14 protein-coding genes are annotated in these 11086 nt (G+C 44.0%); 5 read left to right on the top strand and 9 right to left on the bottom strand.

Going from position 1 to position 11086, the window contains the following annotated elements:
* Positions 1-528: 528 nt before the first annotated feature.
* Positions 529-981 (top strand): hypothetical protein, encoded by a 453-nt coding sequence (locus tag I2I11_RS21080; protein ID WP_196269740.1) that lies wholly within the window; start codon positions 529-531, stop codon positions 979-981.
* 221 nt (positions 982-1202) lie between these two features.
* Positions 1203-1349 carry an IS3 family transposase gene (locus tag I2I11_RS21075; RefSeq protein ID WP_255531418.1) on the top strand — a complete coding sequence of 49 codons (147 nt, stop codon included), beginning with the start codon at positions 1203-1205 and terminating at the stop codon, positions 1347-1349.
* 372 nt (positions 1350-1721) lie between these two features.
* Here the strand turns inward: I2I11_RS21075 and I2I11_RS21070 are convergent, their stop codons facing one another.
* From I2I11_RS21070 to I2I11_RS21050, 5 genes are all read right to left on the bottom strand, one after another.
* Positions 1722-2105, bottom strand: a complete 384-nt coding sequence (locus I2I11_RS21070) for a response regulator (RefSeq protein ID WP_196269738.1) — start codon at positions 2103-2105, stop codon at positions 1722-1724.
* Entirely contained in the window at positions 2102-3640 is a 1539-nt protein-coding gene (locus I2I11_RS21065) for a PAS domain-containing sensor histidine kinase (RefSeq protein WP_196269737.1), read from the bottom strand. The genes I2I11_RS21070 and I2I11_RS21065 overlap by 4 nt, the downstream gene beginning before the upstream one ends.
* Before the next feature lie 623 nt (positions 3641-4263).
* Positions 4264-4428: a hypothetical protein gene (locus I2I11_RS21060; RefSeq protein WP_230680544.1), complete on the bottom strand. Its 165-nt coding sequence runs from the start codon at positions 4426-4428 to the stop codon at positions 4264-4266.
* Positions 4425-4643, bottom strand: a complete 219-nt coding sequence (locus tag I2I11_RS21645; protein WP_370583034.1) for a phosphotransferase — start codon at positions 4641-4643, stop codon at positions 4425-4427. Before I2I11_RS21645 ends, I2I11_RS21060 begins: the two co-directional genes overlap by 4 nt.
* A 179-nt stretch (positions 4644-4822) precedes the next feature.
* The gene (locus tag I2I11_RS21050) at positions 4823-5080 is read right to left on the bottom strand and encodes a CBU_0592 family membrane protein (RefSeq protein ID WP_196269735.1); all 258 of its coding nucleotides are present in this window, start codon (positions 5078-5080) and stop codon (positions 4823-4825) included.
* 68 nt (positions 5081-5148) lie between these two features.
* Here I2I11_RS21050 and I2I11_RS21045 point away from each other — a divergent pair, with 68 nt between their 5' ends.
* Complete coding sequence (locus I2I11_RS21045; protein ID WP_230680542.1) at positions 5149-6060, top strand: LysR family transcriptional regulator; 912 nt, start codon at positions 5149-5151, stop codon at positions 6058-6060.
* 163 nt (positions 6061-6223) lie between these two features.
* Here I2I11_RS21045 and I2I11_RS21040 read toward each other — a convergent pair whose 3' ends face one another.
* The gene (locus I2I11_RS21040; protein ID WP_196269734.1) at positions 6224-6922 is read right to left on the bottom strand and encodes a chromate transporter; all 699 of its coding nucleotides are present in this window, start codon (positions 6920-6922) and stop codon (positions 6224-6226) included.
* A gap of 56 nt (positions 6923-6978) precedes the next feature.
* Entirely contained in the window at positions 6979-8031 is a 1053-nt protein-coding gene (locus I2I11_RS21035) for a flavin monoamine oxidase family protein (protein ID WP_196269733.1), read from the bottom strand.
* Positions 8032-8239: 208 nt separating this feature from the next.
* Between I2I11_RS21035 and I2I11_RS21030 the strand changes: the two genes are divergently transcribed.
* Together I2I11_RS21030 and I2I11_RS21025 are read left to right on the top strand one after the other, a co-directional pair.
* Entirely contained in the window at positions 8240-9139 is a 900-nt protein-coding gene (locus tag I2I11_RS21030; RefSeq protein WP_196269732.1) for an AraC family transcriptional regulator, read from the top strand.
* 86 nt (positions 9140-9225) lie between these two features.
* Positions 9226-9513: a hypothetical protein gene (locus I2I11_RS21025; RefSeq protein WP_196269731.1), complete on the top strand. Its 288-nt coding sequence runs from the start codon at positions 9226-9228 to the stop codon at positions 9511-9513.
* Positions 9514-9734: 221 nt separating this feature from the next.
* Here the strand turns inward: I2I11_RS21025 and I2I11_RS21020 are convergent, their stop codons facing one another.
* Both I2I11_RS21020 and I2I11_RS21380 read right to left on the bottom strand, forming a co-directional pair.
* Positions 9735-10799, bottom strand: a complete 1065-nt coding sequence (locus I2I11_RS21020) for an ATP-grasp domain-containing protein (RefSeq protein ID WP_196269730.1) — start codon at positions 10797-10799, stop codon at positions 9735-9737.
* Positions 10800-10874: 75 nt separating this feature from the next.
* On the bottom strand, positions 10875-11086 hold a 212-nt coding region (locus I2I11_RS21380), incomplete at its 5' end, for a hypothetical protein (protein WP_230680541.1).

Genomic DNA, 11086 nt, shown 5'->3' with positions numbered 1-11086 from the left:
GCCTTTATCTCCTTCCTGCTAAATAGATTAAAGCCCTCTAAAGCAAGAAATTGAAAAATTTCAAAACATACTCTTAGAGATTATGAAAATACACTCCAGAGAATATACTTCACATTCATAAGCAGAACGCAAGACAGTAAATTTCATGAATTCCTTCAGTCTAATATCGGGTTAGGGGAATTTGGCAGGAACACGCACAAAATATTTAATGTAGAAACAATTTTTTGCTCTCAAGAAGCCTATAATACACCTTGGCATAGAGAACTAAATTTCATAAAAGAGCTTTACGAATTTTGCGAGGGGCGACATGATCTGGCAAAAGCACTCGACTTTAGTGAGAAGAGAGAAAAAGAGCTTACAGAAAGCGGCAATGACAAGGGCCTAAGTCAAAATCTTTTTTTTCCTTCGACATCTAAAAATGAAATTCTTAGGATCCGTAATGGTTTTGCTTTTGCTCCATCCAATATTCCTAATTATGAATTCACTAAGCATAGCACTCAGTCAGAGGTGTATTTTATTATTTCATGTGTGCTAAATGAAATAAGAAACAAAGGTAGATTAGCCCAAACAGAATATGTAAGAAATCTGATCTCTCCTGGAAATTTTATACGTTTCAATGACGGGATAATTCAGGCCTGCATTCTAAGAGCTGCAACAGATGATGAATTGAGATATGACCTGTCATATGAAATGAGTCTAGAGATGCAGTCAGTATTAGGAGATATGATTATACATTTTAGTGATGATCATGCTGAAGCCTTAAATGAATTCTTCTATGCTATTGCCTTGAGAAAATTAAGGCTGACTAATAATGGGCTGCACGAATGCATAAAGCTTCTTGAAAATCAGCTAGACTACAAATCAACGGATTCCATATTAAAAGGAATTATTGAATTTATAAAAGAGAATGTGCTAGTAATTCAAGATATAGAGTCAAAATTTAATGACTTACCTAACAACAAAGCGAGCTCCATAAGTTGAATAGTTATTATAACCAATGCTACATCACTAAGTATTTGACAGAGTATATTAGAATTAAAACAATCCTATTTAACATAAGGTAAATTATAAGACAATATAAATATAGGAATTTATAATATAAAGTAGTGGCAAACCATATACGGAATCACCTTGCATGGTTTGCCCTATGGCGGACGTAATGCAGCCGAGTGCCTCTTTATCTTTATTGCTGAGACAATGCCTTGGAAAAGAGTCTCTTTAAGCCAATGAAGGCTGAGATAGTCTACCATCACAACTTCGCCATCAGGCAGGAAGCCAGGCAGGCCATACCTGAGCACATAGAGAGTTTCTACAACCAAAAAGGAGGCATACAGTTTTTGGTTACCTAACTCCTTGCTGATTTGAGAAGCTGTTGTACAATCAAGCTATGGCTGCCCGAAAAAAGGCTCAAGTAAAACACTACAATTCCAGGTATTGGTATTCAGGTTTTCTTGAATGGCAAGGTGCGTCATGCCAGTTGTTGCTGTAGCACCGTGCCAGTGCTTTTCATTTGGCTTAAACCAAGTGACATCACCTGGATACATTTCTTCCACTGGTCTACCTTCCCGTTGCACCCAGCCGCTACCTGCTATGATGATCAACGTCTGTCCCAGCGGATGCCAGGCTGTTCTTGCTCCCGGCTCAAATGCAACGCTTGCTGCTGCGCCACGTCTAGCATCATTGGAATTAAATTATGCATCCGATCTTCACTGGTGTAAGACTTAGTTTGACAAGAGAATGACACCAATGTCTTCAGGGGTGATTGGTTTGTGTATTATTCCCTTTACAAGTGCATTTTCACCTGCTTTCACAGTATCTGCAGTATCCAGGGAGGAGGTTAAGATATAAACGGCGCATTTGCCCTGCAACTTTGCCGCTGGCAGATGTTGAAATATTTCCAGGAACTGCCAGCCATTTATTATGGGCATATTCAAGTCCAGTAAAATGACATCCGGCAGATCATTCAGGCTATGAGCTTCTAAGACTTGCAATGCTTCTTCAGCCGACATAAACGATTTTAGCTTAGCCCAAACGCCCTCCTTCTCCAAGGACATCTCTGTCAGGAAGATGCTGATAGGGTCATCATCAATAATGGCGATGTTCATCGAACCAGTTCTTTGAAGAAAACACTAAACGTAGTTCCCCTATTAGGCTTGCTTTGTACCTTAATGTGGCCTTCCATTGCCTCTAAATGGGTTTTGACTAAAAATAACCCGATACCCCGCCCTTCTGTACCGCTATGGAACCGCTTGTAGAGTTTAAATATATCCTTCCCTGTTTTCTCCAGGTCAATGCCCGAGCCGTTATCGGTGAAATGAATCGCCGGCTCCTCTTCCATCGTGCTATCGCTTGTGACGTTAATATGCAAAGGGCGATCTTTACTGCGGTACTTGATGGCATTGCTTATCAAATTATAGCAGATGCTGTACAGGTAGGCTCGACTTGCCTGTACTTTGAAGCTCGGGTCTATGTCAATCTTCAGCTGCCCCCCTGCCTGCGCAAGCTCGGCTTTTAGAGCCTCTCCAACTTGACTGCACACGGCGGTAAGTGCAACGGGCTCTACATCAAACAAATTCTGCCTATCTCTGATGGACAGGATCTGATTGAGGTCTTTTAATACCTTGTCAAGATTCTCAATGCTTGTCGTCAGGTAAGAGACATACTGGTTAAACTTTTCTGTCCCGGCAGCAACATCCGGAAGATGCCGCACTAAGCCCAGGGCATTTGCAAGGGGGGCTCTCAAATTATGGGACAGAATATAGGTAAACTGCTCTAAGTCACGGTTGTGCTGATATAGATCCTCCGTGAGGCGCATCTGTTTTGTTTCCGCTTCCTTATGCTCTGTAATGTCATGTACCATACCTACCAGACGAAAACAGTTGCCTGCAGCATCAAACATCGGGATGACTGACACCTCTCCCGTTTTCTGCCCTGCCGGGTAGTGGGAAACTTCTTGCCAGCTTACTTGCTGCTTTCGCACTATAGCTTCCTGGTACTTGCCTAAAACTATTGTCAGAGAAGGCTCTGGGATTACTTCATGCACGTATTTGCCTATCACTTTTTCCACTGGTAATCCGGTGGTGACCTGAAAGGCACGGTTAGCAAATGAAAACCTGTATACACCCACAGATTCGACGTCGAGCGTGAACAGCACGTTCGATAAACTGTCCATAATCATTTCGAGCGATTGCCTTGGAGCAACGGTTGAGTGATTCTGCTGCTTAAATTCGAACGTATCTGATAAAAGCGCTCCCTTTAGTACTACCACTTGGATCACCAGATGTATAACTTCGCTGCCCTCCATAATTGGGTAGATTTCACAAAAGCAGCCCTTGATGTCCGCAGCCATCAGTCTATCCGAGCCATCATGGCAGCTTACTAGCCTTTTAGCAGAGGTTTTAGTTACCCTTACTTGCTCAAATAATTGGATAAGCTGAGGTTCCGTTAACGCCAACAGTTCCAAAAGCCTGGCTGATGCTATGAAAATGCTGGTACCTAGAAGCTCCTCTTGTGATTGCCCTATCAAGTTGCATAAAGCTGCGTTCGCAAAGCGTACGGTATGGGAACTATCACAAGAGACAACCAAATGAGGAATGACCGTATGAGAAAAAGCAGCAGCTATAGTCTGGATTTTTGCCATTTCATTTATGCTAAGCTACCCTTCCCAAAACTAACAGGGCAACAGAATTCGTAACCTTGATGACTCTAACTGCTTTTGAACCTGGTTGTGACAAGTTCAGAATAGTTAGCATACTTTAAACTAAATGAAAACTGACAGTTCCGCTAATTCATGAATTGCGATAAAGCCTCATTCGTACTAACCATCTAAGTTACTAAATTAACTTTATACAATCCTTTATCAAAATTGTTTCTTTAAGTAATAGAGAATCTGTTATGATTGAGGAAAGCTGTCGTACGTAGTAAATTCCGCCTCATAAAGCCATGTGGATGTGCAAGGGTGGTGACTTAGGGTGCGGGTACAAGGGTTCTCAATTAACCCTTATTTCTTGTAAGCGCCGCAGCAATCACGCTCTAAAGGCTTCCATATACAAAACTGACTAAAAGTTGAAAAGATAGATGCATGACTTTTCATGAGAGAAGAGGCTCCTCGGCATGAGGAGCCTCTTCTCTTTTAAAGCATATCAACTGTTATATAAAGTGTCCTTCTGTTGAGAGTGGTAAGAAGCAGTATGAATGTGTTTTAGGGTAAGTATTGCCCCTAAAGGCATCTTCACGTTAGCTATTATTAATTGACATTTTGCTTCAGGCAATATCGATAGATTGATGCAGCTTTGCCTGCAGTAGCTCTTTGGGTAGGAGTTGCGTCAGGTAGTCGGCTACGCGGATATTGCTTTTATCTAGTCGCAGCAGCTCTATATGCTCCTCGTTCTTGCCGGTGCAGAGGATAAGGCCAATCGGCAGGTTCAAGCGTTCTCCTTCAAAGGCTGTAATCCGGTTGATATGTTGCCGTCACGGTCCTTTACGGGATAGGAGACCAAAATGCCGTTTTCATTGAGATACTCCAATAGCTGCAGCTCTTCCCTTATCTCGCTTTCAGTTCGCCAACCAAGGCAATAAACCTTCAGCACAAACTTCCCATCAGGGGTGGTAATCAAGTAGCTGTGGTTTATGCCGGTTTTCAATATCCGGCAAGTAGTGTTTCCGTTAAATCTATAATGGTCGGCAGCAAATCCTGCCAGATAATCCGGTGAAAGGATGGAACTGATAGCTGGAGCGTACTTCAGCGCAGGGTACTGCAATCATCAAGGATCCTCTTTGTTCTAATCCTTTCAACTGTGAGCCTTGTAAGCAACTCCCTAAACTACCGGCTTATCAGGTATACCTTAGCCAATGCAATAACAGCCATGAGTAGAAACACGGCATTAAGCACCCAGCTTGCATACGCCCTCTTTGAGGCTGCATAGAGAATCATCAAAAAGCAGCCAACAATATTCATCCCCAGGTACTCCACTGACTGGCTGCTGACAGCACCCAGGCTGTTCAGGCTGAAAGCCAGAAGCGAGAAGAGCGCTCCTACCCAGCCTATCCCTTCCCACAGGTATTTTCGTAGTGACATCATAGTGTTACACATTAACAAGAACTGCAAAGTAAATGCGTGCGGATGTGCATAAAAATGCTAATATTGGCTTGACTAATGCTAAAAACAAATCACAGGAAATGGAGCTTCAGCAAATTAAGTACTTCCTGGCTTTGGCACAGGAGCTGCATTTCTGGCACACGGCCGAGCGGATGTTCATCACGCAGTCTGCCCTCAGCAGGCAGATCAAAGCCCTGGAGGACGAGCTCGGAGTACGGCTTTTTGAACGAAGCAAACGAAGCGTGAAGCTTACCGATGCTGGCGCGTTTCTTAGGAACCAGTGGCTGCCGTTGCTGGATGAGATCAACCGCATCCACCTGCAGGCAAAGAAGATTCACGAAGGTGCTTTCGGCTCCGTCAGGATTGGCTATCCAGGCTCTATCGCCTACAGCTTTATGCCCCGGCTGCTAACAAGCATCTCCCTCGCCCTGCCAGAACTGAAGGTGGAGCTGGTGGAGCCAACCGACATCAGCTTTGAGCAGTTGCTGCTCAATTACCAGATGGATATAGCCTTCAGGCGGGACCCCGCCGAGAACGCCTCATTGCAGTCTACCTGCCTGTATTCCGAACCCTTTGCCCTTGTTGTGCCCACAAGCCACCGCCTGAACGAACAGAGCTTTACGGGGCTTCAAGATGTAAGGGACGAGAAGTTCATCCTCTCAAGCTTGACGCAAACAACATTCTATACCTCAAGCCTTCGGCAGATATTCGAGGACCACGACTTTAGTCCTAACGTCTATATTGAGACGGATTTTGGGGCAATGGTGCTCGGGCTGGTCTCCAAGGGGCTTGGCATCTCCATACTGCCCTATTCCTACTCGTTCAGCGCTCTGCCCGATGTGCGGTTTATCGCGCTGCCCTACAAGGTAAACCTCTACGTGACCTGGAGGAGAGAGGATAAAAGCCCTGTGCTGAGGAACATACTTCAACAGGTGCAGGATACGGCTTCTGAGTTCGTGTAAGACAGCGATTGGCAAATAGCAGATAGCCTTACCAAGTAAGGAATGACTGTCCCGTAATACTGGAGTAATTTGGGACAAAGCAGCGCAGGTAAATGATCGTCTACTTCCAATTACCGAATTTTGGATAATGCATATTTGTTTTCAACCCTAATTATTTATGGTTTTAAAGTTGTAGTAACAGAAAGCCACCCAGACTACCTAACAAAATCAGGAAAAGTTTACTATCTGAAAACCGGGTGTCTATTTGTAAAAGAATTGGAGAAAGAAACAGGCCAGTGAATACAGCTATTTTATTCTTGGCGCTGTAGGCAAGATAGTTTATTACACCTGCTCCAAGTATCAGCAGCACCTCGTTTATACCATAGAGAGAACCCACAAAAACCAAAAGGCATAGCGCAAGAAGGACTTTATTGTTCCTCAATGTCTTATTCGAAAACCGCAAAACAGTGCCGATGACCAATGCTGCCGTAGCAGGCCTAAGCCCAAAAATAAAATTCTGAACATTAGGAAGCGCGCTGTATTTCTGATAAAAATATCCGAAAAGCAGGCAGATCAGCATCGCAGGGAGGATATAACAAACTCTGGCTACTATCAGTCCTAAGCGACCGCCCCATTCCTTTCCGCAGTGCATGACAACCTCAACCGCATTTGGGCCTGGTATGATGTAAGAGGCACTTAGCACGTCCATGAAATGCTGGTGGTTTATCCATTGCCGCCTAACCACCATTTCATTTTCTATGGTGGCTACCATCCCCGCGATACCGCCAAATCCGATCGTTCCCAGCTTTAAACAGGAGACAGCAATTTGCTTTAACTTCATAGCGGTGCTTTCAGCATCATTACCTGTATTTACTGACGACATACTGATTGGCTCAGTTTCAAAGGTTAAAGTTACAGCAAAAAGAAATATTGTTCCTTTTAGAGTCTCTCCGCAATGGATTTAGCAGCCATTACGGCCCCTTCCATATACCCGGCAAATTCAGTAGCCGTTTCTGTGCCACAGAAATAAAGTTTCCCATCCATATAAGCCATCTGCAACAACGCATGTCCATTATTCTGGTGGGGACGATGAATCACCGGGCTTCCGGCCAACACAAATTCATCCGTCCATACTTTATCAAAATACGCAGTAGGCTGAAGGGCTTTGGCGCCCAATAATTCCCCTAGCTGGCGCAGCACAAATTCTTTTCGCACCTCCTGGGCATACGCTGCTGCGCCGCTATTCAGGAAACCTGTAAAACCAAATTTGTCTTCTTCCAGATTGGTATGGTCGTACATCTCCGTAACAATGCCAGCGTGGCTGTACAGCATACCCGAAAAGCCTTCGTTTCTCCAGAATGGTTCTGAGTATTCCAGGGTAAACTTAACGGCACCTGCCATCCAGGTTTGCACCGTCGGTAGAATTTCCCGGACAGGCTTTGGCAGTTCCGGAGAAAATTCAATCTGTGAAGCAGCTAACTGCGGTGGTACGCAGACGATTACTTTACCGGCCTTGAACACTTCTCCGGTTGCTGTTTCTACGATCACTGTATCTTCAGAATTCCTGATACCTGTTACCCTGGCATTTGACCGGATGTTCTGAGCTTTCAGCTTCTGAGCCAGGGTATCTATCAAGGATTGAGTACCTCCGGCAAGCCTGTAGGAAGGTGTCTCTGCTTCTGGTACAAAGAACTTTTGTGGCGGCTCAAACGATTTTGTTTGAAAAAGTGAAATGCCCTTCGAAAACTGGGGAAATTTCTGTAGCTCCAGTTCTTCTGATAAGGACGATAAATGACGATGCTTATCGGCAAACCAGGTAGCACCTAATTCCAGGGGCGCACCCAAAGCCCCTTTTACAGTTTGAATCCTACCGCCTAACCTGGGTGAAGCTTCTAATACAATAGCTTCTATGTGCTTTTGTGCTAATAAATAAGCTAACGTAAGCCCGCTTAATCCTCCTCCTATGATGATGCTACTTTCACGTGTTTTCATTTTGCAAAATTCAGCCATTCTGGAAACTTATTGATGGTACAAATGAGAATGAGAATGGTAATTTTAAGCAAAGCTTGCCATAGTCTACTTTGAAAAATTTATCTTAAGCGCTTTTATTAATCAGGAGCGTAAGTAAGATTGGCACCTACCCTTTGAGAATTGAGGTTATATAAATTCAGAGTGGCGCTTTGTTTATTCCCCACAACCAATGGCTAAAGAAAAACCTAACCCAATCCATGAATACCACCTTAACCGGCACCAGCCCGATAAGCCCCAATTTGCCATACACGACTTAAGCCAGTATTTAAATAAACATCAGAGTGATACCACAAAGCCCCACATACACAGCTATTACCAGATCATCTGGTTCAAACGTGGTGCAGGCAAGCACTTTGTTGATTTTAAGGAGTACGATGTTTTTGATAATGCCATTTTCTTTATCTCCAAAAATCAAGTACATTATTTCGACCAGAAGACCGATTACGCTGGAATTTTGATTCACTTTAATGAAGCATTTCTGGTTCAAAAAGACAATGAAGTGGACTTCTTCTTAAAATACAACCTCTTTAATAACCCGTACCAGCTGCCTTCCTGTTGCATCAGCCAGGGCATCGGTCATCAATTGGACGAATACATTGTGCAAATCAAAAGAGAGCTACAAAATGAGGCCGAATTTGGGAAAGAGGAATTGATACGCGTTTACTTAAAAGCCTTTCTGATTCAGGTTCAACGCAGAAAGAATGATGTTGAAAAGCGTGTTGCCGATGCTCCCTTTATCGTGGATGATAAAAAAGTACAGCTTATCAGATTCGTAAACCTGATTGATGAAAATTACACCACAGGACTTACGGTAGCCGAATACGCGCAGCTATTGCATATTTCCTCCCGAACCTTATCTGACCTTACCAATCAAACCTTGGGTAAGACGCCCTCCCAGATGATCCAGGAACGACTAATACTGGAGTCACAACGCTTATTGCTGCATTCCAACCTCAACATAAATCAAATTGGCTACCGCTTAGGGTTTGATGACCCTTCTTACTTTGTGAAGTATTTCAAAAAGCACGCAAAGCTTTCCCCTTCAGAATTCAGGAAGGCTGTTTCCTAAATCTACCATTCCTTTTCACATCTGTCCATTTCTCAAAAGTTATTACTGAATGAATTTTGCCATTCACATATTCATATCCTATAGCAATGGCAAAAGCTTATTTAGAGATTACGTTGAAAATTGATGCCGCTGACAGAGAAGGTGCTGCCGGTGTCTACAACCAGTACAAAGGCCCCTTTTTAGAAACGATTCCAGGGGCTCTATCGAAAGAACTGTTGGTGCATGTTGAAGATGTACAGGTACTACATGGGTTTGACTCTGCTGAGAATGCACAGGTGTACCTGTTGAGCGACCTGTTTAACAACGATGTTGTGGTTGCTTTAAAGCCTTACCTGAAGGACGATCCTGATGTAAGGGTTTATACGGTGGCATAATAGGTGTTTTTTCTCGAGGATGGAGATGCTGCCATTTGGGCAGCATCTCCATCCTTAAGCCATTTTAGATTATGAGCAAATCAAAAGGAATTGCAGCCCATTGAAGTAAGCTGCTCAAAATCTTTGCTCCTCAGGAAAGCACTAAAACCCGCACCCCCAGTTGGCTGAAAGATTGTTTCTCCGGTAAGCTACTTTATGTTCATTCGAATGGTGATGTTGCATCAGCGGCCGGCACTATTTTTCCAATGCTGTTTGAGCATATTAAAAGTTAAGTCAGGGAAGCTCCACCCAATCTTTCGGGCTGCCAACGCTGTTAAACTATCCTGATCTGTACGATGAGGACGGGACGCACCTGTCATATTGGGCTTCATGTTCACGTCAAAGAGAAGATATTTCCCTTCAGTGTTTGCCCGGCAGTCAATACGAACAGGCGCTTTGGCATTTACCAATCTTGCGGCTGCCTCGCATTGGTTGCAAAGTTGTAGGATATCACCTTTTTGAAGCTCCCCGTCACTCAGAATTTCACTGTTGTTGATGACAGCTACTGTTCCGTTGTAAGGGGCTATTCCGTTTTCGTGGTTGAAGCGCCTTACAGGCGGCAAGGACCAATAATCCTCTTGTATGACACTTTCTTTGTGAATGATGTAGCTGCCGGGGGGCATAACGGTAACAGTGACCTCCTGCCTCGGCAAAAACTCCTCTACATACAGCGCTTGCCCATAATCCTGAGAGCGAAACATGGCCTGGAGTATGGTTGTTAGCTCCTCTGCGGTGTTCACCAATGAAACTCCCTGGCTTCCCCTGCCACGAATAGGCTTTGCCACTACAGGGAACGGAAAATGCAATTGGTAATTACCTGCATTTTCCTTGGTAATCATAACAGATTTCGGGATAGGCAGATGATTCTTCCTCAGCAAGTTGTTGGTGACCCACTTGTCGTCATAAACATCCACATTTTCAGGAATTTGCCCTACAACAGAAATACCCTGCCTGATAAAGGCCTCAATTGGGTGACTCTGGTACAGTACTGTATTCAGCCAAATGATGGTAGCTCCATTGTCAACAGCCGTTTGTATGCCTTCTAAGCTATCAGGAAATACCCAATCCAAATCATGCTCAACTCTTGGGTCTTTAACAGGCGTGACAACTGGTATATTCTGCTGTTGAAGCGAATAAGCGATGTCAGCACCACTATCTGAGTAGCCACCTGGTTTCATCGGCTTAAGAATACCGTTTCTTTCAGGTGGTGCCTTGGCCTGGTAAATTACTGCTACTTTCTCTTCCATTTCTATAGGCTGTTGTTGAAGCTTGCCGCTAATGGTCTTACAAAAAGGGAGTACGTATTTCTTTGATAGTGTTTCTCAGGCAACAGGACATTTGACTGACATAAAAAAGGTCTTTACACCAAGCCAGATCGCTATTGCAGCCCTTGCTCCTCCCTCGAAAGTACCAAAACCGGCTCCCTGTAAGCGGCCGGAAAGGAGTTTTCCCAGATAACAACTGTTATGATAAGTAATAGCTGTCGCTAAGGAGCCTTCAAAACTAGGGAATTCAACTACATTTATCTCTGCTA

The organism is Pontibacter rufus (genome assembly GCF_015694705.1).
Taxonomy (GTDB): Bacteria; Bacteroidota; Bacteroidia; order Cytophagales; family Hymenobacteraceae; genus Pontibacter; species Pontibacter rufus.
Note: the sequence above shows the minus strand (reverse complement) of the source record. Positions and strands in the feature narration are given on the sequence as shown.